This window comes from Gynurincola endophyticus (assembly GCF_003991195.1).
In the GTDB taxonomy this organism is placed as follows: Bacteria; Bacteroidota; Bacteroidia; order Chitinophagales; family Chitinophagaceae; genus Gynurincola; species Gynurincola endophyticus.
Window position 1 is genome coordinate 118,425 of sequence record NZ_RCWL01000003.1, and the last position, 25,529, is coordinate 143,953.

General features: G+C 38.3%; 15 protein-coding genes. 6 read left to right on the plus strand and 9 right to left on the minus strand.

Translation table 11 applies throughout. The features are described from left to right. Positions 1 to 13: 13 nt before the first annotated feature. The 6 genes from D9O48_RS07070 to D9O48_RS07095 form a co-directional block, all read right to left on the minus strand. A complete protein-coding gene (locus D9O48_RS07070; protein ID WP_126972085.1) occupies positions 14 to 601 on the minus strand; it encodes a hypothetical protein in 588 nt (195 codons plus the stop codon). A 219-nt stretch (positions 602 to 820) separates the two neighbouring features. After that, positions 821 to 6,064 carry an alpha-2-macroglobulin family protein gene (locus tag D9O48_RS07075; protein ID WP_126972087.1) on the minus strand — a complete coding sequence of 1,748 codons (5,244 nt, stop codon included), beginning with the start codon at positions 6,062 to 6,064 and terminating at the stop codon, positions 821 to 823. Between the two features lie 79 nt (positions 6,065 to 6,143). Further along, positions 6,144 to 8,153 (minus strand): alpha-ketoacid dehydrogenase subunit alpha/beta, encoded by a 2,010-nt coding sequence (locus D9O48_RS07080; protein WP_126972089.1) that lies wholly within the window; start codon positions 8,151 to 8,153, stop codon positions 6,144 to 6,146. A gap of 588 nt (positions 8,154 to 8,741) precedes the next feature. Beyond that, positions 8,742 to 9,101: a phage holin family protein gene (locus tag D9O48_RS07085; RefSeq protein WP_126972091.1), complete on the minus strand. Its 360-nt coding sequence runs from the start codon at positions 9,099 to 9,101 to the stop codon at positions 8,742 to 8,744. A gap of 7 nt (positions 9,102 to 9,108) precedes the next feature. Then, on the minus strand, positions 9,109 to 10,395 hold the full coding sequence (locus D9O48_RS07090; protein ID WP_126972093.1) for a M16 family metallopeptidase: 1,287 nt from the start codon (positions 10,393 to 10,395) through the stop codon (positions 9,109 to 9,111). A gap of 3 nt (positions 10,396 to 10,398) precedes the next feature. Beyond that, entirely contained in the window at positions 10,399 to 11,637 is a 1,239-nt protein-coding gene (locus D9O48_RS07095) for a M16 family metallopeptidase (RefSeq protein WP_126972095.1), read from the minus strand. A gap of 169 nt (positions 11,638 to 11,806) precedes the next feature. Between D9O48_RS07095 and mqnC the strand changes: the two genes are divergently transcribed. The 3 genes from mqnC to D9O48_RS07110 all read left to right on the plus strand — a co-directional run bounded on the left by mqnC (position 11,807) and on the right by D9O48_RS07110 (position 17,709). Next, complete coding sequence (mqnC, locus tag D9O48_RS07100) at positions 11,807 to 12,931, plus strand: cyclic dehypoxanthinyl futalosine synthase (RefSeq protein WP_126972096.1); 1,125 nt, start codon at positions 11,807 to 11,809, stop codon at positions 12,929 to 12,931. Positions 12,932 to 13,102: 171 nt separating this feature from the next. After that, a complete protein-coding gene (locus D9O48_RS07105; protein ID WP_126972098.1) occupies positions 13,103 to 17,320 on the plus strand; it encodes a response regulator in 4,218 nt (1,405 codons plus the stop codon). Positions 17,321 to 17,415: 95 nt separating this feature from the next. Further along, positions 17,416 to 17,709: a hypothetical protein gene (locus D9O48_RS07110; RefSeq protein ID WP_233589198.1), complete on the plus strand. Its 294-nt coding sequence runs from the start codon at positions 17,416 to 17,418 to the stop codon at positions 17,707 to 17,709. 92 nt (positions 17,710 to 17,801) lie between these two features. Here D9O48_RS07110 and D9O48_RS07115 read toward each other — a convergent pair whose 3' ends face one another. Genes D9O48_RS07115 through D9O48_RS07125 form a run of 3 tightly spaced genes read right to left on the minus strand, consistent with a single transcriptional unit; the run spans position 17,802 to position 22,767 of the window. Next, positions 17,802 to 19,382 carry an N-acyl-D-amino-acid deacylase family protein gene (locus D9O48_RS07115; RefSeq protein WP_126972102.1) on the minus strand — a complete coding sequence of 527 codons (1,581 nt, stop codon included), beginning with the start codon at positions 19,380 to 19,382 and terminating at the stop codon, positions 17,802 to 17,804. 21 nt (positions 19,383 to 19,403) lie between these two features. Continuing rightward, positions 19,404 to 21,575, minus strand: a complete 2,172-nt coding sequence (locus D9O48_RS07120) for a penicillin acylase family protein (protein WP_126972104.1) — start codon at positions 21,573 to 21,575, stop codon at positions 19,404 to 19,406. A 1-nt stretch (position 21,576) separates the two neighbouring features. Continuing rightward, positions 21,577 to 22,767 carry a dipeptidase gene (locus tag D9O48_RS07125; RefSeq protein WP_126972106.1) on the minus strand — a complete coding sequence of 397 codons (1,191 nt, stop codon included), beginning with the start codon at positions 22,765 to 22,767 and terminating at the stop codon, positions 21,577 to 21,579. 64 nt (positions 22,768 to 22,831) lie between these two features. Here D9O48_RS07125 and D9O48_RS07130 point away from each other — a divergent pair, with 64 nt between their 5' ends. The 3 genes from D9O48_RS07130 to D9O48_RS07140 are packed head-to-tail and all read left to right on the plus strand — an operon-like array spanning position 22,832 to position 25,527. Beyond that, positions 22,832 to 23,308, plus strand: a complete 477-nt coding sequence (locus D9O48_RS07130; RefSeq protein WP_158624842.1) for a GNAT family N-acetyltransferase — start codon at positions 22,832 to 22,834, stop codon at positions 23,306 to 23,308. A gap of 3 nt (positions 23,309 to 23,311) precedes the next feature. Beyond that, positions 23,312 to 24,115: a rhomboid family intramembrane serine protease gene (locus D9O48_RS07135; RefSeq protein WP_126972110.1), complete on the plus strand. Its 804-nt coding sequence runs from the start codon at positions 23,312 to 23,314 to the stop codon at positions 24,113 to 24,115. Further along, complete coding sequence (locus D9O48_RS07140; RefSeq protein WP_126972112.1) at positions 24,115 to 25,527, plus strand: nicotinate phosphoribosyltransferase; 1,413 nt, start codon at positions 24,115 to 24,117, stop codon at positions 25,525 to 25,527. The genes D9O48_RS07135 and D9O48_RS07140 overlap by 1 nt, the downstream gene beginning before the upstream one ends. Positions 25,528 to 25,529 lie beyond the last annotated feature (2 nt).

Here is a 25,529-nt window from a genome sequence, read left to right on the forward strand (position 1 = left end):
AATTGCCTTTATATTAAAACCTTATAACACCATTCTCTTTTAAAGTATCTACATGCCTACTCCTGTTATAAGCCCGCGTCAAATTCAGTTCAGCGATATTCATTGAATCTTTCAATTCTATATTTATCGATGATAGCTTAAACAAATCATACTGTAATGGTGGTTCGCTCCATTCTAAGGTATATTGATACGCATCAATGATTTTGTTTGAGTCATCTGTTTTAACAATCAGAATATCATGAAAATCTTTAAAAAGTAGTGGTCCGTCACTATTATATGCCTGTCCCTTAAAAGTAGCTATAAACTGGTAATAAATAAACCTTCCGCTTACAGGTTCAAATGGTTGATGGCTTTCAAAACTGACGTTTCTGGTGAGCAGTCCATCCAGATTAAATAATTTCGGATAGTTAAAATCTGCATTTATTGCTTTTTTCTTTAAGTAATAGACCTGCATTTCTTCCGGGCCAGTAGCTTCATTTTTTTCATTTGTATGAAACAGTATTTTAAGAGAAGTCTGGCGACAGTAAAAGAATATTACTGTTAAAGATAATAGCAGTATGATCGCGGGTGGTTTCATAACACCGTCGACTTTCCTTTTCAATGTATAAATCATTAAGCTGTCAGATTTCGTTATATTCCAATAAGATGAAAATGGCAATGAAAATCCATAACCGCAGCCGCAGCTTTACCTGTTTGCGGCGAATATTTCATACATTCACCGCAGAATGCTTCAAGTCTTCTATAATAACCATTGAAGGATGACCATAGATATTGCATAATCCAGAATTACCAAAAGGATTAACCCAATTTCATCCATAAGTTATTTCTCTCCCACCTCCATTCGCTTCACCCCCGTTGCGCCATAAAATGCCGGAAAATACTGTTGGCTGATTTTTGCCGGATTGATATAATACTTTCCTTCATAACGTGCTACTAACGGTATTTCTATTTCAAATTTACCGGCTGCCAAACTTTCATAAAATATAACTACCTGGTGATCATAGTAAGAACGGTAATATTCACCGTAACGGGCAGCAGGCTTTTCAGCATAATCCAATCCTGCCGGAATCGGAATTTCCAACATCACATAGTCAGCGGTTCTTTCGGCATCAACAGACACTTTCAGTTTCACTATTTCTCCCGGCCGCGTAGCAGATACCCAATTGGTAGTAACCCGATATCCGTTATTGACGGAAACTGTCGCCGTATCCCAACGTTTGGTATAAAATGATAAATAGGATAATGAGGACCCTTCAAACCTTACATTGACAGCATCGGTTGACCTGAATTGATTTTCATAATATCCCTCCTCATTAAATTTTACCGGCTGGCCATTTACCCAAAAGCGATTTTTTTCAGATGAAGTGTCTTCCGTGATTATTTCCGGCATCACCACATTCATCAGGCTTGACAACTGGTAAGTATTTAAGTATTGTTTTGACAAGAATATTTCCTTTAAATAATTCATCACCTTCGGAGTCATACGATGGTTGATCGATTTTAAATACCTATACAGCTCTATACTTGTCATTACAGAGTTATCTAACACATAGTTGAGTTGGGACGAGTAGTAGGCAATCGTTTCTTTTTCTGTGACTCTTGACAATACTGAATCTATTTCCAGATTGAATATCCTTGACAATAACAATGTGTGATAAGAAGAGCGTTTGTTATATCCCAAACGAATATCACTTTCTGTTACTGCTTCATTCAGTATTTTTAACGCAATGATACGATCGGCGTTTACATCATTTTTCCATTCGAGTGCCTGCCTGTTCACCTTAGCAAATACCTCCGGTTTTATTTCATATCCATTTTCTACTGCCATTTTCAAAGCAATATTCACATGGTCGGTTATCCATTCTGTTGCGGGATTTTTTCCGAACCACGACCATCCGCCTTTATCATTCTGGTTCGACAAAAGTTGTTTTATAATTTTTTTGATACGCAAATCATGTTTGAATTTCATTTGACGCGATTCATATAATTTCTTCTGCCAGAGTAGTCCGATCAACCTGGAGGCCTGTTGCTCGTTACATTCATATAAATAATCCTGCAGATACTTCATCCGGTCGTTTAGTATAGACGGATAGTTGTTTTGTATTGCCAGATAAATATTTGCTGAGGGATTCGCTATACTAATACCTGTATCTTTTGTAAGTGTAAAATATTCCTGATCGGCAATGAAAGTTCCCACAGGAAAAACAGGAATTGTTTTTTCAATAGCATCCACCATCTTTTGATCTATGGATACCATGTATTCTATATGTACAGCTGTATCATTTTTTACCGATGCAAAATTTTTCTCTGATAGAATGTTGGCTAACCGGCCGGAGCTGTTTTTTACCGTTTCGTTATTAATGGAAATCGCCTGCTCTATATTGACTGTTCCTGTATCTTCTACCTGACGAACTTTGGTAGTATACTGAAAATAGTCTTTATCGGTCAAAAACTTTGGATGTTCAATATCAGCAAATACCGGCAGATAAACCCGCAACGGAAGTTTTTTAGTGTAAAAATGTTTTTTACCGTCTGTTACGAGAAATTGGGTTTTCCATGCAGTAATATCATCCGGTAGCTTATATTTCAGCTTTACCTGGCCATTCATATCTGTTTTCAGATCAGGAAACCAGAAGCTTTCATCTTTAAAAGAACTTCTCATACGCGGTACATAATAAGACACTTCCGGTTCTTCGTTGATTTCCGGAGTTACTGAGTCAGCATCTTCCATTTTAGTTATTTCATCCTCTGCCGAGCCCCTTTCTATGGAAGACAAACCTCTTATTCTTATAGTAGCACTTTTTGCAGAAACACCAACCACCCGTCCTGTGAGCACTCCTTGAAGGTTCTTCTTAGCTGCATAACCAACGACCACTACTTCATCCAATTCGTAACTTTTCGGGTTCATTAGTATGATATTGCTTTTTTGGTGCCAATAGTATTTTACGTTATTATAGCCGAGAGCAGATATTTCAACATAAGGAATTTTTATCAGGGGGATGGTCGCAATACCATTTGCGTTTGTTGACGCATTTCCTCCCTCGTATTTTACGTTTGCAAAAGGAATGGGATTATATTGCTCATCTAATACCATTAATTTGATATAATTAAGACTGGTCCAATCTTCACTATATTCTAACCTGATACTCTCAAAACCTGTTGTTTTCTCCAACAACCGGTAAAGCTCTTTTCTTTCCGCATTATTCGCCTGTTTTAATTGCGGGTCTATTTTTCTTACTATGTAATCGCTCTTCTTTTCAATAGAATCGATCAGTACTTTACCATAACTGTAAAAGTAATAAATTACAGCGGGGCTGTTGCTTTGAACATTCACCGAATGTCTATCATAAATATTTAATGTATCATTATACCTTACCAGTATATATTTTGGCGATATACTATTACTTGTATCAAGATAAAAGTTATTTTCCCTGTTACGTTTAATATTGAAAGACAATAAAGACTGAATATGTAAACTATCCAGATCTCTTTCACTATATATGATTTCTCTCAAAGCACCCGGTAATGTTTTTCTGTAGCCCAATTTTGTAAAATCTCTTTCCGGCTCATTTTTCTCATATATATACCCTTTATCTATAAAAAATGAAGACGAAGCATTTGGTTGGAATGATTGATTATACAACCGGTAATTATATAAAGAATAGCCCCTTTGTAATCCAGACAAAATAAAGTTTCCGCTTCCTGTTAAAAGAGGAATATAGTAGTCTTCTACTTTCAGGTAAGAAGTTGTATATCTGTATCTCCCATTCGAAAGGGAAAAATATTGTGGGGTAAATCTGATTTTATCATTTACTGCGCTCACCAATGTTTTGCTATTAAACATTCCTTTTTCATTTACCACAAAAACCTTTCTTTTGCCTTTCGGAACTGATACCTGGTGAATATAGAATTGTTTCTTAGAAGTGATCACCAACAGCTTTTCTGTGCGATCTAACATGTTTGCGGAAATTACTGCTGTATTTTTATCAACAGATAGGTGAACCGGTTCACGATCTTTAAGAACCGCTATTAAATCGTCTTTTCCAATGTAATAAAACAATAGCTGGTCAGCCTCTGAGGGTGCATCTTCTATATACATGTAAGCAGAATCTGTATACATTAATTGCATGAGCGGATTATCATATAACTCCTTTAACTGTTTTACATCCTTTATTTTTTGATACTGATTGATATTCTCTATCTGTTGCATTTTGATTCTTTTATGCTGAGCGGGAACACTGTTCTCTGCATAAAAATTAGTTCTTTCAAATTGTTCTTTCACGCCTGATGCCGTAATATCCAGATCTTTCACCGGGCGTCCGTTTTGATCTTTTACCGTCAATAGAGTATTTACTTCCTGGCCGGGAGTTGCTTTTTCGGGTGCTTCAATTTCTATTTTATATGCCGGAGAAAAAGAGCTGGAATAGCTTGCCTCCTTCCACTCATTACCCTGCAGATAATATATTTTTACCAGATAAACATCCTTACTACCTGAAGGGTATTGATGATTCGCTCTTTCTTTATATCCTGAAGCGATGATCTTATTATTCTTTGTAACAGTGTACCAGACTGGTGCAGGTGATTGTACGTCTATTACGGTTATACTTTGTTGCTGATCTATTTTTACCTGAGGTTGTAAAAAGTCACTTACCGGCAGCAAAAATACTTGTCCTTCCTCTGATGAAACTTTCAGATATTCTGTTCCTTCAGGTAATACTACCCATTTTTGTAACGACAACTTTTGCGAAGCAAGCTCTTCATATAAAGTATTTAAAAACGTCACCGTATAGTTGCCGCTTAATTTTTCTTTGTTTACTGCATTTATAACAATGCTGTCGTTCCGAACCGTTGATACCTCAAAACCCAGGTCATGATCGGTTATAAGAGTTATTTTTTCTTCAATGGTTAATTGATTGGAAGTGGTGGCTTTCAATGAAATGGTATAATTAGCATCAATCCCCGGAAAATCATTTCCGGCAAGCCGCAGGTAAAAACGGCCATCACTTTCTTTTATCAACTCTCCCGACCAGATTATTTTTTGAAATGCTTCCTGTTTTGTTGAAATAGACTGCTTGCGCAAATTGCTAAACACCACCTCTGCGTATACCGTAGCATCATGCAATAAAAATTGATTTTTGTCTTTTACATTTACCTGAAGAATAAGCGAATCTTCTTTATGAATCGTGGTCTTATTTATTTGATAATCTAATAGCAGATCTTTTAACTCATACTGCGTGTACGGGATAAAATGATATGAGTAAACGCCTCTGTTTGATACTGACACCGTGATATCTTTATCTAACGTAAAATTCCAGGAGGCCAGCGGAAAACTGAATTCATAAAAACTTTTACGATACGGCTTCACATAAAACACAGTGTCTTTCCATATACCTTGCGACGACAAGCTTACTCTGAGAGGGTTGTTTACGCGGTCAAAACGAGACATCTTTTTATTAAAGTACTTCACTTTCAATGTATCACCCATGCGGTACATCGGTTTACTGCTTGCCCAGAATTCCTTTACGCCCCGATTGCTTTTTTTGCGATAGCCGGACGAAAATGTTTTTAGAGAATAAAACAGTTCTTCTCCCTGATACTTTATGCGTAAGTATTCGCTGTCTGCTTCTACTAAGTAGCCGTTGTTTTCTACATTAAATGGAACTAATTTTTTAGATGCTATCACTTCTGCCGACTTTACCAATTGTCCGTCTTTGTTTCTTATTACCAGCAGTATTCCTTTACTATTTTTTAAGAAATTCACTTTCAGGTCTGTAATATTATAAACATTACTTTCAACAAAGTATTGATAATAATTGTGTGCTACAGTGGAGTAATAGTAAATGCCTTTGGTCTGCTGACGATTGAACAAAGAGAAATCCCTGGTTGTATCAACAAACTGAAGATATCGGGCAATTTCCTTCTGTTTGATTTTATTCTTATCATCAAAAGCATCCGGATGTATTTTATATACCCAGGTCAGGCCACTATAAGATGTCAGGGGTTGCTGAGCAGTAGAAGAGATAACCGTTGCCAGCAAAAAAAATAAGCTTAATAACCTCCTCATATACCAAGAGTTTATTAAACTTATTAATTTATTTCGATATTATCAACAGGCGATGTATCGCCCGTCAATCAAAATGTTTCTAGTATTTCATTAACCGCTGAACCGTTTCATGCAATCTTGATTTCGCCAGGAAGTTCTGTTCCAGTTGAATATTAAAAGGAACGGGCGTATCCAGTGAAGCACATCTCAAAATAGGAGCGTCCAGGTATTCGAAACAGTTTTCGGTAATCCAGGCACTTATTTCACCACCGATACCGCCTACGAGTGTGTCTTCGTGCAGCAATAATACTTTTCCGGTTTTTTGTACGGTTTTTCTGATGGCGTCATAATCTAATGGCAATAAAGTTCTCAGATCCAGTATCTCGATAGCGATTTCCGGATGTTCTGCGGCATAGTCTTCGGCCCAATGAACACCGGCACCGTAAGTTATAATTGACATTTCGTCGCCTGACCTTACCAGTCTGGCTTTTCCTATTTCTATTTCATAATATTGTTGTGGTACTTTTCCGCTTATACTTCTGTAAAGCGCTTTGTGTTCAAAGAAGATCACCGGATTCGGATCATTAAATGAAGCAATCAGCAATCCTTTCGCATCAGCCGGAGAAGAAGGATATACTACTTTCAAACCGGGAGTATGTACAAACCAGGCTTCGTTACTTTGAGAGTGAAACGGACCGGCACCTACGCCGCCGCCGGTTGGCATCCTGATAACCACATCGGCATTTTGCCCCCATCTGTAATGTAGTTTTGCGAGGTTATTGATGATCTGGTTAAATCCAACGGTAACAAAATCGGCAAACTGCATTTCCATCATTGACTTAAATCCTTCCAGGCTTAATCCGCACGCAGCTCCTACAATGGCGCTTTCGCAAAGGGGAGTATTCCGAACTCTTTCTTTACCAAACTTCTCCACCAGGCCTTCAGTAATTTTAAAAGCGCCGCCATACTCTGCAATGTCTTGCCCCATTAATATCAGATTGTCGTGGTGTTCCATCGACTGAAGCATTGCTTCTTTGATAGCATCAATTATTCTATATTCATTTTGGGGGATAGAAGGCTGAATCTCTTTTATTGAATTATCCAGTACAGTAATGTTTTGCGTTGATACTTTACGCGCATAGATATCATCCAGCTCGTGTTGTGTATTCACTACTAATGGAGTGGCTTCAAATCCGACTTTTAATTCTTCTTCTATTGTATGTTTAAAGCGTTGGCGTGTTGCTTCGATTACTTCAGTAGATAAGATCTCTTCATTTAAAAGGAATTTTTCAAAGTTGGCGATAGGATCTTTTTCTGCCCATAAGTCGAACAACTCTTTCGGAACATATTTGGTACCGCTCGCTTCTTCGTGTCCGCGCATACGGAAGGTCATACATTCGATCAGATAGGGTTTCTGATTTTTGATACAGAAATCACGTACACCTTTGATGGTATCAATAACGGTAAGAATATTATTTCCGTCAATTTTTACGCCCTCCATTCCATAGCCTTTCGCACGATCTACCAGGCTTTCACAACGGTATTGTTCATTCACCGGCGTACTTAATCCGTAGCCATTATTTTCAATAACAAATATCACAGGAAGCTCCCAAACAGCAGCAGTGTTGAGGGCTTCGTGAAAATCACCTTCGGAGGTACCACCGTCACCTGAAAAAGCAAGGGCTACTTTGTTTTCTTTACGCAGTTTATATGCCAGCGCTACTCCGTCGGCCAAAGCCAGCTGCGGGCCCAGGTGTGAAATCATGCCGCAAATATGGTGTTCTTTTGCGCCAAAGTGAAAGCTTCTCTCACGGGCTTTTGAATAGCCATCCTGATTACCCTGCCACTGCTTAAAGAGTTTACTTAAGGGCATGTTTCTACCAGTAAATACACCAAGATTTCTATGAAGGGGCATTATCCATTCATCACTTTCGAGGGCCGAGGCCACACCTACGGCAATGGCTTCCTGGCCAATTCCACTAAACCATTTTGAAATTCTGCCCTGGCGTAATAACACCAGCATTTTTTCTTCAATCAGGCGAGGATATAGCAGTTGTTCGTATATAGCAAGCAATTCATCGTTGCTCCAAGCTTTTCTGTCAAAATTCATGAAACAAAACAATTTGAGTGCTTGAAATTACATTTTAATTCACTTAAAAAGTTGATTTTGACGGAAAGTTTATTTTATGGACAAAGCTTTATGCTTATACGGATAGTACCAACACACTACTTATAAAGGGGCTGATCATTTTTGATGATACAGCCCCGTTTACGTACTGATAATGAAAGTCATTTATAGATATAGTGATTAGTTACTGCTTACGAAACAAACAATGATTTAAATACACCTGACCTAAAACAATACAACATAACAATGCGTATCCGCTCTCAATAAATTGAAATCGGGTCATGTTTTTTCTTAAATCAGTTCATCCATTAAAACTGAAGGAAATACGGACGTTCATGAAACTTAACAGCTGGTAGCTGTTAATCTACCGGAATAATGAAGAAATATTGCTGTTACGTCCCTTTGAGATAGTGATATTATCAGATTGTTCAACCGGCTCCGAACAATCATTCTTATCTAGATACCATCAACACAAGCACAATATAATCATTGTTTGTGTAAAAAACCAGTGTTTTACATAAAAAAACACACCTTTCGGGTGTGTTTTTTTGAATATTATTCATTTTCAATCTATTCTTCTCTTTTTTCGCGGCCGGTACTTTCCTGATAGAGAAAAGATACTACCAACGACAAAAGCAAACTAAACAATAAAGCCCACCAGAAATTGGTAATCACTAAACTATCAATAAAATAATCGGCGATTGAAATAATGATGGCATTAATTACAAAAAGAAACAGTCCTAAAGTTAATATCGTGAGGGGTAAAGTAAAAATGATTAATAAGGGTTTTACCAGAATATTCAGTATTGAAAGTACAATAGCCAGAATAATTGCAGTGGTAAAATCTTTCATTTGTACGCCGTCAAGAATAAACGATAAGCCAAAGGCGACTATTGACGTTATCATCATCTTTAGTATAATCTGCTTCATATGTTAGTTATATTACGGTTAGTTCATAAAATTCGTCAGGTTTTAAATACTGCTGTGCTAATTTTCTCAGTTCCGGAGCGTCTACCTCTTTTATAACATTGATCGCTTTATCAAAAAACGATTTATCAAACCCTTGCACAATCAGTGATTTCCATCTGGCAATTACCTGGAACGGACCATCCAGATCGCCTAATACGGCACCCATCATGTAATTTTTACAGTTCAATAATTCTTCCTCATCAATCAGTTCGTCTCTCAGGATATCCATTTCATAATAAATTTCCTTTATAGTATCGTCTTTCACATCAATTCCTGCTTCTGTACTTACAATCCATCCGCTATGTTTGATATAATTCAGTATACCGCTGTATATTCCATAGGTATACCCCTTTTCTTCGCGGATGTTTGCCATCAGTCTTGATCCAAAGTATCCTCCGTAAACTGCATTTAGTATTACCAGTTCGTGATAATGAGGATCTGATTTTCCGATATAAGGCCTGGCAATACGGATAGATGCCTGTACTCCCTTTTCATCTACGATGATTGTTTTCTTCTTTTCTGCACTTGGCCGGATAATATGTACCGGCTCAATAATTGTGCTAGTATAGGGCTTCCATTTAAATTTACCGAAAAGATCGTTCATTAAAGGTAAAAAACCTTCGGGTAATTTTCCAACTGCAAATAATACAACTTTACCCTCTTTATAATGTTGCTGGTGAAAAGCGATCAGGTCTTCACGTAATAAAGACTGATAATCTTCGTGTTTGCTGTACTTACCGTAAGGATGTTCTTCACCGAAAAGCATTGCATCAATCTCTCTGCCGGCTACAAAATCGGGTTTCAGCAAATTCACGGTTAACCTTTGTTGTGCATTTTGTTTATAGATCTGTAGCTCTTCTTCCGAATAAGAGGCATCCTGAATTAATTCAGCTACCATTGGCAATAAGTTGGTTACATGTTTCCCTAAACAATGTAATGTTATTTCAGCGGTTTCGCTATAACAGTTCCGGTTGAAATAAGCTCCGTAATAATCAAAATGATCATTTATTTCATATGCCGAATGCTGATGTGTTCCGTTTTTTATCAATTGATTTGCTGCAATAGCTACATTTCTTTTTTCCTCAAACCAGTTACCTGCCGAAAATACCCAGTTTACCATCAATGTATCTTCTGCCCCGGCATTGATATAATACAGTAACACACCATTGTCTAACGTATAACACTCACAGTCGGGTAATTCAATATTAAACTCAACCGGTTGTTTGATTGCAGGCGCAATTTTTCTATTTATCATATTCTAGTTCTCTCCTAAATAATATAATGTATTCGAATGAGTAGGTGCAAATATTTGCTGACTGTAATTTTTAATATCATTTGCAGTAACAGCAAAGTATTTGGAGCGGTCATCATTAAAGAGCGCTGCATTGCCCAGCAACTCATAGAAAGCCAGGTTATTGGCGCGGGTTAAAACGCTCATATCTTCAAATGCGAGTGAAGACTCTGTTTTGTGCTGTATTTTGGTAAGTTCCTTTTCAGAAATTCCTTTTTCACACAACTCATCGATAATCTGTTGAATGGCTTTATCTCCTTCTTCGATAGAAACACCTTTTACCAGCTTACCTTCGATGGCCAATAATCCTTTATCGATACTACCCATCTGATAACAATCTATATTACTGAACAGGCGCTTTTCTTTTACTAACTGCTGAAACAAGCGGGAAGATGAACCTCCGCCCAATACTTCAGTAATCAGATCGGCCGCATAATATCCATGCGACAAGCGGTCGTCGATATGCCAGCATTTATACAAAGCGTCTACCGGAACCGGTGCATTCACTTTTTCAATTCGGGCATCGGATTGCTCTGGTTCCAGTGGTAAGTTACGGTCATACTTAACACCTCCCGGTATATCTTCAAACCATTTTTTTACCAATTTTTCTACCTGATCGTATTTCACTTTACCCGCAACCACCAAAATGGCATTTGCCGGTGTATAATGCTTAAAAAAGAAGTTTTTTACATCAGAGAGGGTAGCGTGTTCAATGTGCGACAACTCTTTTCCGATAGTCATCCATTGATAAGGGTGTTGTTTATAGGCCATCTGGCGAAGCTTAAACCAAACATCACCATAGGGCTTGTTAATATAATGCTCCTTAAACTCTTCACACACTACTTTTCGCTGAACATCCAGACTCTGTTCGCTAAATGCGAGCGACAACATGCGGTCGCTTTCCAGCCAAAGAGCTGTTTCCAGGTTTTCTGCAGGAATAGAAATATAATAGTTTGTCAGGTCATTAGTGGTGTAAGCATTGTTATCTCCGCCCGCCATTTGTAAAGCTCCGTCGAAATCTTCAATATTTACAGAGCCGCCGAACATCAAATGCTCAAACAGGTGAGCAAAACCCGTTCTTAACGGATCTTCATCTCTGGCACCAACATCGTACATTACATTCACTACTGCCATCGGAGTTGTAGGATCCTCATGAACCAATACCCTCAATCCGTTTTTTAGTTGAAATCTTTTATATTCAATCATTTTTCTTAAAAATTATCCGTTCTGTCAAACATACAAAATAACAATATAGTTTATTCATTTGTTTGTTTTAAACGGTTTTCAACTATAATTGTTAATTAAATAAGCTCAAATGAGTTTTATCAACCATTGTCAATGATCATTTTGTAAATTTGAAGGCGAAATAAGTATTATGAACCTGAAGGATATATATAAAAAAGCCCTTGACTTCGAGTTTCTGAGTGTTGATGAAGGTATTTTTCTGTATGAAAATGCCCCTCTGAACGAACTCATGTATGTGGCGAATGAAATGCGTAAACAGCATGTTCCGCACGGAAAAGTTACCTGGCAGATTGATCGAAATGTAAATACAACAAATGTTTGCATTGCAAACTGTAAGTTTTGTAACTTCTTCAGAATTCCGGGTCATGCAGATTCCTATATCACTGATATTGAGACTTATAAAAGAAAAATCGAAGAAACGATCCGTTGGGGGGGAGACCAGCTTTTATTACAAGGCGGGCACCATCCGGGGCTGGGATTAACATTTTATACCGACCTCTTTAAACAACTGAAGGATCTTTATCCAAATATAAAACTACATGCATTAGGGCCACCCGAAGTAGCCCATATTACCAAGCTTGAAAAGTCTACACACCGTGAGGTTTTAACCGCTCTCAAAGAAGCCGGACTGGATTCTTTACCCGGAGCCGGAGCTGAAATATTAACTGACCGTGTACGCCGTCTCATTTCTAAAGGGAAATGCGGATCTCAGGAATGGCTCGATATTATGCACGAATGCCACAAACTGGATATTACCACCTCTGCAACAATGATGTTCGGACATGTGGAAACCCTCAGAGAACGCTTTGAACACCTGGAAAAAATCAGAGAAGTACAGGCGAAAAAACCAGATTATGCAAAAGGGTTTCTGGCATTTATCCCGTGGACTTTCCAGGATGTAGACACCTTATTGGCAAAAATCAGAGGAGTACATAACCTGACCACCTCTGACGAATATATCCGCATGATTTCTTTAAGCAGAATCATGTTGCCAAATATTATTAATATCCAGGCATCGTGGCTAACCGTAGGAAAACAAACCGCTCAGTTATGCTTACATGCCGGAGCAAATGATTTTGGTTCAATCATGCTTGAAGAAAATGTGGTAAGTGCAGCAGGAGCACCACACCGGTTTACCTATAAAAGTATTCAGGACGCGATCAGCGAGGCCGGATTTATCCCGCAACTCAGAACCCAACAGTATGAGTTCAGAGAATTGCCACAGCAGATTGAAGAACAACAGATTACATACTAATATTTCTCTTTTAAAATAACTGTTCAGCCCCATGTCGCATACACATGGGGCTTTTTTAATATACATATACGGGTTATTGTTATACTTTTTAACCTCCTTTGTCGTTAACAATTACTGGCTCCTTATTTTTTTTGTATAACTTTAAAGTAGAAAATCCACCCTAGAATATCCATGCAATCTAATTTTAGAAAACTATTCCGCCCTCTACTTTTTTTAATAGCAGTCGTACTGTTGTTAAACTTTTTTGGTTACTACCTCTTCCAACCGAACAAACAGTTTTATCATAAGATCAATCACACCATTGAAATTATTGGTGACCAAAAAGCCATTGTTAATACATTAACCGAAAACAAAGCGTTATATCTAACAGTTAGCGATTCGCTGGCGGCCTCCTACCAGAACCTGAAACAAACCATTCAGGAATTAAGCATATTGGCAAAAGACAAAAACCGTATTTTTTTATCCTCACTTTTTGAGAACTATAATGTGAGCTATAGCCAGCTGCAACATGCTCTCTCCGCAGGTACAGGCCAGGTAACCATTGCCAAAAACGCTTTCATTGTTGCTTCTGACAACCTATTGAACAATTTCAAGCTTTGGTCGGTGGAGTATTATACTTTTAATGAAATCACTCCGGGAAAGTTTATTTCGTTATTTCTGGCAATTATTGCACTAATGTATCTGATTCTGGAACCGTTGATTCGAAATTACCGTTCAAACAAGTCGAACCTGCTGCTTACAAAATCTGAATTACTCAAAGAAAAAGTTTATCTAAGCTCTATACTTAATTCACAAACGAACTTTATACTCCGGTTAAATGATTCATTTCAATTGAATTATGTAAATCCGGCCTTTATCAAAAAATTTAAATATAACGCTGATAACATACATCTACTCACCTTTTACGACCTCGTTCAACCGAAAGACCTTTATCGTTGCCGTCAGATTCTGGAAGAGTGTATCCACCGCCCGCAACAAATCTTTACGCTGAAACTGGAAATTCCGGTAGTAGGTGAAGACGAAAAACTCTGGACCAGTTGGGAGTTTATCAATTTATCATCCCCCGAAGAAAATACTTCTGAGATTCAGGTGTTAGGAATCGATATCAATGAAAAACATTATGCCGAAAAAGGAAAGGAAGAGGTATTAAGAACAAAGACCTTCGCATTGACACATGCAAAAATGGGAAGCTGGAAGTATAATTTTCTTACCAGAGACCTTCGGCTGAGCAGAGAAATGCTAAAGGTTCTCGGTATTGATGCGCCCGGTGAACAAACCATTTCACTTGACTCGTTTTTAAATAACTATGTTCCTCAAAAATATCATCATAAAATTTTAGATGAAATCGTTAAAGCAATTTCCTCGAAAGCTCTTGACAAAGAATCTAATTTCACTTTCGAAATCATTAATGCCCAACAACAAACCAGATGGTTTTATGTGAGCGGAAAATTGATCGACAAAACAACCGCTTTCGGTATTGCACAGGATATTACGAATCAAAAACGTTCGGCAGATGCATTAATTGAAAGCAACTTCAAATTCAAGTTACTCGCTGATAATGCTGACGATATAATCGCCATTACCAATCAGCAAGGTTTTTTTACTTATGTTTCGCCTTCCATCGAAAAAGCTTTGGGATACCAGCCCAGAGAAATACAACACGAACATTTTTCTTCGATTATTCACGTTGAAGATTTCGACAAAATCAACTGGAATAAATTAAAGAACTTTCAAAAAAATCCTGAGCCGCAAACATTGCGGTTTAAAGTATTATCAAAAAGCCAGTTTTATATCTGGTTTGAATGTATCATCAAGCCATTATTTCAGGATGGTGACATTCAGTTTATCTGTTCTGCAAGAAATATTACCAAAAGAACAATTGTTGAAACAGAACGGGAACAACTATTAGAAGAGATTAAACAATCTGAAGAACTGTTAAGAACGGTGATTAACTCTACGCCCGACTGGATGTATATTAAAGACACCGGCCAACGCTACTTGCTGGTAAATAAATCGTACGCAGAACAGATGCAATTACCTGCAATGGAATTTATCGGACGGACGGAGCTGGAGTTAAATCTTCCTTACATTCAAAAACATATTACACCCAACCTGATTTCTGACAACGAAGTGTTGAAAACAGGAGTGACTAAATTTACTTTAGAAGAAACTTTTCATATCGGAGAAAGGCCGTACACAATGACCACTATCCGGATACCATTGTTTTCAGCAGACAAATCTATCTGGGGCGTTTTGTGTATCGCCCATAATATTTCTGAAATTAAAGAGGCGCAACACAAACTTTTGTATAAAGACAAACTTTTACAAGCCGTTGCAGACGCAACCTATGAACTCATCCGGAACGCAGACCTTGATACCGCTTTAAAAACAGCCGTTTCTAAACTGGGGGCGCAGCTAAACATTGCCAACATCGGCGTTTATTCATTCAATCATTCGGCACAATTACCCAATGATTCAACAAAATGTATCCTTAACTGGAAAGGGAATCAGGTAGATCCTTTCAGCAGAGACGAGGCCATTCCCTTACTCACAGTTTCACCGGTTTACAAAACGCTGGAGCAAAAAAAGTTTTTTACCGGAAGATGTAACACAATCAGTGATCCTATTGTAAAGAACTATCTTACTCAAAATCATATTGAAACCGTTACATTCATGCCGCTGTTTGTAATGAATGAACTATGGGGATTTGTCAGCTTCACCAACAAAGAAAATATCGGCTGGAGCAATACTGAAATCTCCATTTTGCAATCATTCACAGAAAGTATTGCCGCATCCGTCGAACGGAAAAATGTAGAAAAGCAATTAATAGATGCAAAGAATAATGCAGAACTGGCCAATACGGTAAAATCGTCTTTTCTGGCAAACACCACACATGAGCTTAAATCTCCTTTAAATAGTATTATCGGTTTTACAGACCTCGTGATAAAGAGCGATGTGAATAAGAGTCAAAAGGAGTTTTTACAGAATGTAAAGAAGTCGGCCACAGATCTTCAGCAAATGATTAACAATATTCTCGATTATTCTAATCTTGAATCAGGTACGCTTGCGCTCAAAGCAGAAAGCTTTATGCTGGAAGACTTTATGACCGATGTTTTTGACATTTACCAACTACACGCTTTAGATAAAAATGTAAACTTTACTTCGTTTGCAGATCCGGGATTACCAACCAAAATTGTAACCGATTCATTCAGGCTGCGTGAAATTCTTTTCCACCTGCTGAATAATGCCTTTAAATTTACCCCTGCGGGTGAAGATGTAATTATTTCGGTGAAGACCGTAGGTAATATTGTACATGAGTCGGGTAAGGCAATGCAAAAAATCGCTATCAAAATAAAAGACACGGGTTATGGTATTTCTCCTAAAAAGCTTAAAACAATCTTTGATTCATTCAGCCAGGCTAACAGTAATGTTAACCGGCCGCATGGTGGAATGGGATTAGGCTTGTCTATTTCAAAACGCCTCGCCGAACTGATGAATGGAGAGTTATCCGTTGAAAGTGAAATGGGCAAAGGAGCCTCTTTTACTCTTACACTCAATGTAGAAGTATTAGTACCAGAGCCTCTTTATCTGAACAACCTGCCAATCGGTATAAAAAAGGCATTAATCATTGAAAAAAACAAACATACTGCGCATTATATAAAAACCACCCTTGAGTACTTCAACATTCCGGTAGTCTGTACTGAAAATACTGAAGAAGCAGTTTTGTATCTGACCGAAAATGCTGAAATAAACCTTGTATTAGTAGATCAATACATTGATCAGAATAAGGGAATTGAGTTCATTCAGAGAGTCAACCGCGAACTGAAATTTCCGATGCATCAATGCATTCTGATGATGCCGGCTTTAGAAAACAACCTTTACGAGCAGCAGGCAGGCAATGCGGGCATTAGCAATATCTTGTCGAAACCGGTAAAAACATACGAATTATACGGACTGCTTTTCTCTGCCGCAATGGAACACTCTCCCAATGATGTTTCATATGAAGATGCAGTAAACAAAGCCATTATCATGGTAGTAGAAGATGACGAAATCAATAGAATGCTGATAGAAAAAGTGTTAAACGGGCTGGGGTTCGAGGTAATTGCGGTTTCATCGGGCAAAGACTGTTTAGAACAAATTACCTCTATTGAACCGGTTTTGGTATTTCTTGACCTTAACCTGCCGGTAATGGATGGATTTACAACCGCCAGACTTATCAGAAAACTCAAGTCACCCTACTGTAATATTCCGATTGTTGCCATTTCCTCTTCAGACAGTGCCCAGGACCGGCAAAAATGTAATGATGTGGCAATCAATGATTTCATTAGTAAGCCCTATCGATATGAAGATATTGTAAAAGTACTGAAACAACGCACACTATTAGTTTAAACATCGTTGATAATCAAACAAGTGAGAATAAAAATTTGATCTGAGGCAACCATTCCATGTCAAAAAGCGTCATTATTATAAACAGGGAGGTTGTTGTGTTGAAAAGAAACAGTTTGATTGTCTGCCTGATAATGGATTTTGTAGGCTACTTAAGTTTTACATTACCGGTATTGGGCGAATTAACAGATTTAGTGTGGGCTCCTTTTTCCGCTTTAGTATTTTATTTACTATTCGGAGGTAAAAAAGGCGCTATAGGTGCAGTTTTTAACTTTGTAGAAGAACTGTCGCCGGGTTTAGACTTTATCCCAACTTTTACCTTGATGTGGATTTTTAGAAAGCTGACTGCTGAAAAAAAATCTGTCACAATACTGAAGACTGCTACAACTTAGTTGTTTTTAATAGGGTTATATGTTTATTGTAATACAGATCCCACTCAATTGAGTGGGATCTGTATTTATAATAGCCTGTATAAATAACGTTCTTATTCTTTTGCTGGTCCATAAAGTGCCTTTCCTGATTTTTTGCCGGTATGTTTTGCTTCATCCATCACCACATCTCCGTTTACCAGTACATATTTAAATCCTACTGAATACTGATGCGGCTGATCGAATGTTGCTTTATCAGCTACTTCATTCTCATCAAAAATCAATATATCAGCAGCGTAGCCTTCTTTTAATAACCCTCTATCCTTAAGATAAAATTTTTGTGCGGCCAATGAGCTCATTCTCCGGATGGCTTCTTCTAAAGAAATAACATTTTCTTCGCGAACATATTTCCCCAATACACGTGCATTGGTACCATATCCGCGTGGATGCGGTCTGCTAACGCCCATAACCGGAACACCGGCATCAGCACCGAACATACTATACGGATAACTCATGATATATTTGATATCATTTTCATTCATCTGATGATATACCATTTGAGCACCTCCTTTCGCAATCATTTCCATAATCGTTTCTGCTTCGGTAGCTGCATTTGATTTTCTGCCAAGGCTCTTATTAATTTCAGTGATACTTTTTCCGTTAAAGCTGGTATCTGCGCTATAGTTGGCAACAACCGCATAGCTATAATTTTTATACCCGTATCCGGCCAGTTGAGCCAGCATTTCTTTTTTAATACGTGCTCTTGTAGGTGCATCATTTAATCTGGCAACGATCGAGTCTTGCCCGCCGGCCAATGACCAATCCGGTAAACGAACGCCCAGATTTGTTGAACTCGCGGTATAGGGATATTGGTCAATCGTAACATCGAACCCTTCTTTCCGCGCATCTTCAATCATCTTTATCGTGGTTTTCGATTTACCCCAGTTCACTTTACCGCTCACTTTATAGTGTGAAATCTGAACAGGTATATTGGCTGCTCGTCCGATATGGATTGCTTCGTTAACCGCATCGATTACGCCTCCTTCTTCATTACGGATATGCGACACATACACTCCGCCATGTTTAGCAGTAGCTTTTGCCAGACTAACCACTTCTTCCGTATTGGAGTAAGCTCCCGGAATGTATATCAGGCCAGTTGACATACCAAGCGCACCGTCTTTCATTCCTTTTTCAATCAGCGCATCCATTTTTAACTGCTCTTCCGGTGTAGCATAACGGTTATCGCGGTTCATGATCATTCTGCGAACATTGTTATGACCAATCAAACTTGCGACGTTTATTGAGGTGCCTTTTTCATTGATTTCACCTAAAAATCCGCCGATATCATCTGCTGATCCACCACAGTTTCCGGTAATTACCGTAGTAACACCGTCATAAATATAATTTTCGGCAGTAGGATTATTTCTCAATATACTTTCTATATGACCGTGTACATCAATAAAGCCCGGAGATACAATCATCTTTTTAGCGTCTATTGTTTTACTGGCAGTATAAGAAGCAGCCAGCTTTCCGATATCTACAATCTTGCCTCCCTTCACTGCTATATCTCCATAGTACCAGGAGTTTCCTGTACCATCGATAATTTTACCATTAACGATTAATACATCACAGCTTTTTTGTTGTGCTGCCAGCATAAATGGACTGAGCAATGCGAGTGCTAATAATTTCTTTAACATAAGCGTGCGGGTTGGTTACAACTATTTTTTTCCGGGTTGATATTTTCGTTCTACATTCTTCAGTACATCTTCTTTATAAAAATTAATCAACTTAAATTGTCCGTTTGCAAATAAAGATGCCTGATCATTGAAGTGTTTACTGGCCGGGTTACCCGATACACCGCCACTCAATACGGTTTTCGCAATTATTTTTTCTCCGAATTCAATTGCCGCTACAAAACTGTTTCCACTATATCCATATCTCTTAGATCCATTTTCGTTATATCTACTCACATAAGAAGGTAAAGAGCCCCATGTTGCTGCGGCAAACGCTACCGGAATGCTTGGCTGTTGATCATCAAAAACATTTTCAACTGAATTATTTATGCGTTGAAACCTGTTCACACTTCCCCAGGTGGTTTTCCAGGTACCATTTCTTTTTTCAATCAGTTTTACAACACTGTCTAACAAAATAACCGTTTTTTCAGCCGGAAACTCATTAGCGAATTGCTGATACTTTTCAATCATATTACCTTTCAATCTTGAAATCGGAGATTGTAAAGATTGTGCAAATTCTATAGCAACATTCGTAGCAACACTATTTACCGAAGAGTGATAATTCCATCCATACAAACTATCTATCACTTCTTTTAAATGTGCATATTGTGTGCCTGAACCGGATACTTCTTTATAGTGTTTAATAATACCGGGCACGAGGTATTCGAAAGCAGGTAAGTAGGTGTTGTATCCTACCTGATGAATCACATCATCCAAACTAAGTTTACCGGATTTTTCAAGAATAGCCACCGCATTGATTCCTCTGAAGTTTTCAACATCAGTTTTCATATATGAAGGAAAAAAAGACGGAGATAAACTGTTTTTACCTGTTGCCGTAAACGGAGTAGAGTTACAGTTTTGTATCCAGCCATTAGCCGGATTGATGTAATGAACAGTAGAGGCGATATCGTGCAACCCCTTCCATTCTGTTGCTTTAATAGAACCATCCACAGGTTTTGTCCAGTCGTATGCAGTATCCCGTACCGGCACATAATTACCATGATAATAGGCAATGTTTCCGGCTTTATCAGCGTATACTGTATTGTTAGAGGTATTTGCACGAAGGTCCATTACTGCTTTAAATTCATCGAAAGATTGAACCTTTGTTCTTTTCCACGATTGAATCAACCCGTTCATGTCTCTGTTGTTAGATTTAATGGCAATCCACTTTCCTTGTCTGATACCCATCACAGGGCCATGATGCGAAGCATATGTTTTAATGGTTTTTGTTTCAAATCCATTACTGTTTTTAAACCGAACGGTTATTTCTTTTTCGATCACAGGCTTCCATGCACCTTCATACTTGTAAAAATATTTTCCGTTTTCATTTTTTACATCCAGATAATATGAGTCTGCCACATCCGTGTATCCGGAAGTGTGCATCCAACCACAAAAATCATTGAAACCCTGATATACAAAAAACTGCCCCCAGGTAACGGCGCCATATGCATTCAACCCTTCTTCACTGATCATATGAACTTCGGGTCTGAAATAAAATGTTGTATGCGGGTTAATATACAAAATTGCATTACCCGAAGTTGTTTTTGAAGGAGTGAAAGCAAATCCGTTTGAACCATCATGAATTTCATCAATGGGTACAGGAGGTTGATAAGCAACTTCTTTTTGTTCACGATAAAAACCCTCAACATCTCTGGCGGTAAATCCTGCAGTATTAATAGAACCGATACTTCCATCGGTCCACATCAGAGGAAACCAGGGTTCAAAATGAGTAAGCAGTTTAGGTTTTATATGTGTGTTTTTATACAGGAAATAATTCATTCCGTCGGCCCATGCATCCAGCAACTCTTTAAGCCAGGCAGGAGCTTTTGTATAATCTTCTTTAGCAGCATCGGCATCATATACCAGTTTTTTATACAGGTCTGCATAAAAAGATGCGGCTCCTTCTACTTCAGCTCTACGGCCTAATACATCGATATAATTAGATTCAATTCTATAAAAATCATCTTCCGACTGAGCATACATGAGTCCGAAAACACAGTCTGCGTCTTTTTTTCCATAGATGTGCGGAACACCCCATTGATCGCGTATAATTTCAACACGCTTTGTTTTTTTATCCCACTGATTAATGGTTGATTTATTTACCTGTGCGATTCCGAGTAACGGACAAAAAAGTAATCCGATGGCAAGCTTTTTCATCTTATTGAGCGTTTTGAGTGAAGAGTCTGATAAAATTTCCACCCAAAATCTTTTCCACGTCAGTTGTTGAATAACCTTTAGCCAATAAAGCTTTGGTAACTTTATTCATATCGGTAATATCATCCAGTTCTTTGGTAGCGGCAGAAATACCGTCGAAGTCTGAACCGAGGCCCACATGGTCAACACCTGCAACTTTTACAATATGGTCGATATGATCAATTAATTTTGATAATGGCGGTCGGATAGCTGCCTGCAAAGGGGCATATTTATCATTCAATAACTTTGTAACAGTAGCCGCATCTTTTGTTTTCAGCATTTCTTCTCTTTCGGCCTTCTTTTTATTTTGTAAATCATTATTCTTCTTTACAAAATCGGCATCCAGAAAAGATGCATAAAAATTAACATGTATCACACCTCCGTTTTTAGCAACCGCTTTAATTTGTTCATCGGTAAGGTTTCTGAAAACAGGGTTAATACTATGCGCACAGCTATGAGAAACAATCACCGGTTTAGTAGTCGTATTAATAGCATCCCAGAAAGTTTGTTCTCCGACATGACTCAGATCAACCATCATTCCCAACTCGTTCATACGTTTTACTACTTTAACACCAAAGTCATTTAAGCCGATTTTACGCCCATTTGATGAAGTTGGATTTTTTTTGAATGCTTCTTCGTCCATAGCAGAAGTAGCCCAACTGGTAGAGTTGTTCCAGGTGAGGGTCAGATATCTTGCCCCGCGCTCATACAAAGCATCGAGATAAGACAGGTTGTCTTCAATCATATGACCGCCTTCCACACCGATCATTGCACCCAGTTTTTTTTCACGAACAGCTGTTTGCAATTCCTGAGGAGTTGTTACTTTTTTAATTTTTTGAGGGTTTCTGGCAATTACCGCATCCAATGTATCAATTTGCTGATTGGCGCGGGCATATGCTTTTCCTTTTCCATAGGTTTCATTACAAAACACAGAAAACACCTGCACATCAATGCCGGCTTTTAAAAAGCGGTTTAAATCAGAATGTGTTTTTCCTGTGAGGTCCTGATCCCAGACCAATCCCTTCTGCAGGGCAGAGGTCAAAATATCATTATGGGTATCAATCACAATAGCTTTTTCATGAACCTTTTTAAAGTCCTGAGCGTAAATACCAGTAGCAGCAACCAGCGCAGCAATGGATAGGGTTAGCTTTTTCATCTTAAAATCAATTTCAGGGTATAAAATTTTTCGTACTAAATTTAATCAACACTTTAGACATATTATGCTAAAAATCCAAATACTTTCATCTGAGTCAGCAGATTTAGAAGCTGTAAAACAATTATTTCATTTATATGCGTTAGAATTAAATGAAAACATTTGTTTTCAGAATTTTGACGAAGAGTTGAGTGACCCTCTAAAAAAATATGGCGGAGAAAACGGCTTATTACTGACAGGAAAATGGAATAATGAACTGGCAGGCTGTGTGGCTTATACCAGATTGAATATTCCCGGAACCTGCGAAATGAAACGATTATTCGTATTGCCTGCATTCCGGGGAGAAGGGGTTGGTAAAGAACTTGCAGAAGCAATTATTGAACATGCCCGTAAAGACGGTTTTAAATCGATGGTACTCGACACGTTGGAAAAATTGGGAAGTGCCGTAAAGTTGTATGAAAAACTCGGCTTTAAAGAACGTACGGCCTATTACAATAATCCACTGAATGGTGTAATTTACATGGAGAAACCACTCAATTATTAAAAGATGTTTAGTATAATTTTTATCATAATATTTGTGCTGGCCGGTTTAAGAATAGCCAGTCATTATCCTACAAAAGTTCAGTTGTCGTACGATGAGGCGGCTATTACAAAAGGGCAATTGTATCGTCTTTTTACAGCGATCTTCGATAATCAGAACTGGATAGGTGTTCTATTCTCAGCGTTAAACGTATTCTTTATACTTGCCGGAACCGAAGCTGTATATGGACCTCTATTCGCAGCCATTATCACAGTGGTATTATCGGTAGCCCCTTATTATGCTATTTACAGACTACGGTCTTCTACTGAATTTATCTGGGGAAGTTTGCCTTTAATTTTCGGATTATTTATACTCAATACTGCAATTAATCCATTTGGGGAAATTCGTTTTTTCTTTATTCTGCCATTGAACTTTGTTATTTTATCGGCACTGGTAATCGGCCTCATTATCTACAATCAGATAAAAAGAAAAGTACCGGTTTCAGGTGTAGGATTTGCAGTTTCCGGTATCGCTGCCATTCTGCTGGCCACCATATTTTCAACAGCAACCGTTACTCACAACTGGATGGTTGCAACAGGTTTATTGCTTGCATTGTGTGCTATTATTTATCTGGATAAAAATTCATTAGCACTCAGACCTAAAAAAGCTAAAGTGATTAAAATGAATATCGATCAGCAGTATAATGTTCATAAAATCAGTGATCAGGAGCGCCTGAACAGCATTCTTGATAAAATAAAACAAAAAGGGGTGGATGCATTGAATAAAGATGAGAAAAGATTTCTCGACGAATACTCAAAAAAACAACAATAATGACGTCTGATAATATTATTCTATTGGCCGATGGATATAAATATGCACATCACAAGCTTTATTATCCGGGTACCAATAAAATCTATTCGTATCTCGAATCGAGGGGAGGAGTATTTCCCGCTACTGTTTTTTTCGGACTTCAATATTATCTCAAAAAATATTTAAGCGGGCAGGTTATTACTGAAGATAAAATCAATGCTGCTGAAAAAGTGCTAACAGAAGTATTTCAACGGCAAGATGTATTTGACCGCACAATATTTGAGTATATCCTTCATCAACACGGGGGCAGGTTACCGGTAAAGATCAACGCAGTACCCGAGGGTTCAGTGGTAGAAAACAGCAATGTTTTAATGACGATTGAAAATACAGATCCTCAATGTTACTGGCTCACCAATTTCTTAGAAACCTTGCTGGTGCAGATCTGGTATCCCATTACCGTAGCCACTTTATCGCATCATATCAGGCTTATAGTAGAGGAATATTATCAGGAAACAGCCTCTGCCGGAAGTTTTACCGGAATACCTTATGTTTTAAATGATTTCGGATTCAGAGGTGTCAGTTCGGTAGAAAGTGCCGGACTCGGCGACATGTCGCATTTGCTCAATTTTGTTGGCAGCGATACCATTGTAGGGTCGGTTTTTGCGCAACAATATTATCAGGCTGCATCTATCATTGGCAAGTCTATTCCCGCAACGGAACACTCTATCTGCACCTTATTGGGCGAGGAGGGTGAACTCGCCGTCTTTGAACATGTGTTACGCACGTATCCAACAGGTACCGTTGCATGTGTATCTGATTCATTTGATATCTTCAGGGCTTGTGCCGACTATTGGGGCACCGCGCTAAAAGAGTTGATTTTGAGCAGAGAAGGAACACTGGTGATTCGTCCCGACTCGGGCGACCCAACATTTACCCTGCTGAGGGTATTTGATATATTATTTGAAAAGTTCGGATTTACTTTTAATGAGAAAGGATATAAAGTACTGCCCAAACAGATTCGGGTAATACAGGGCGACGGCGTGAATCTTGATAGCATCCGCCAGATATATGCCTGCCTGAAACTAAACGGTATCTCTGCCGAAAACCTGGTACTTGGAATGGGCGGGGCGCTACTGCAAAAGCCCGACCGGGATGTAAACCAGTTTGCACTCAAATGTTCCTATGCAGAGATCAATGGAGCACCGATTGATGTACAAAAAAATCCGCTGGAATTAAATAAATACGGTGTATTACAACGTTCCTTTAAGAAGTCGAAAAAAGGCCAGCTGAAGCTGGTAAAAGAAGAGGGGGCGTATAAAACTTATCGGATAGAAGAAAACGATGCAAAGGATCTGATGGTTCCTGTTTTTGAAAACGGTACAATATTAAAGGAATATACGTTTGAAGAAATTATAAGCAGAATATATCAATAATT

What these genes read in the sequence shown, in the direction of transcription:
- mqnC (WP_126972096.1), top strand. Translation starts at nt 11,807, where the DNA reads ATGAACCTGAAGGATATATATAAAAAAGCCCTTGACTTCGAGTTTCTG.
- D9O48_RS07105 (WP_126972098.1), top strand. Translation starts at nt 13,103, where the DNA reads ATGCAATCTAATTTTAGAAAACTATTCCGCCCTCTACTTTTTTTAATA.
- D9O48_RS07125 (WP_126972106.1), bottom strand. Translation starts at nt 22,767, where the DNA reads ATGAAAAAGCTAACCCTATCCATTGCTGCGCTGGTTGCTGCTACTGGT.
- D9O48_RS07085 (WP_126972091.1), bottom strand. Translation starts at nt 9,101, where the DNA reads ATGAAGCAGATTATACTAAAGATGATGATAACGTCAATAGTCGCCTTT.
- D9O48_RS07120 (WP_126972104.1), bottom strand. Translation starts at nt 21,575, where the DNA reads ATGAAAAAGCTTGCCATCGGATTACTTTTTTGTCCGTTACTCGGAATC.
- D9O48_RS07090 (WP_126972093.1), bottom strand. Translation starts at nt 10,395, where the DNA reads ATGATAAATAGAAAAATTGCGCCTGCAATCAAACAACCGGTTGAGTTT.
- D9O48_RS07130 (WP_158624842.1), top strand. Translation starts at nt 22,832, where the DNA reads ATGCTAAAAATCCAAATACTTTCATCTGAGTCAGCAGATTTAGAAGCT.
- D9O48_RS07115 (WP_126972102.1), bottom strand. Translation starts at nt 19,382, where the DNA reads ATGTTAAAGAAATTATTAGCACTCGCATTGCTCAGTCCATTTATGCTG.
- D9O48_RS07080 (WP_126972089.1), bottom strand. Translation starts at nt 8,153, where the DNA reads ATGAATTTTGACAGAAAAGCTTGGAGCAACGATGAATTGCTTGCTATA.
- D9O48_RS07095 (WP_126972095.1), bottom strand. Translation starts at nt 11,637, where the DNA reads ATGATTGAATATAAAAGATTTCAACTAAAAAACGGATTGAGGGTATTG.
- D9O48_RS07075 (WP_126972087.1), bottom strand. Translation starts at nt 6,064, where the DNA reads ATGAGGAGGTTATTAAGCTTATTTTTTTTGCTGGCAACGGTTATCTCT.
- D9O48_RS07140 (WP_126972112.1), top strand. Translation starts at nt 24,115, where the DNA reads ATGACGTCTGATAATATTATTCTATTGGCCGATGGATATAAATATGCA.
- D9O48_RS07135 (WP_126972110.1), top strand. Translation starts at nt 23,312, where the DNA reads ATGTTTAGTATAATTTTTATCATAATATTTGTGCTGGCCGGTTTAAGA.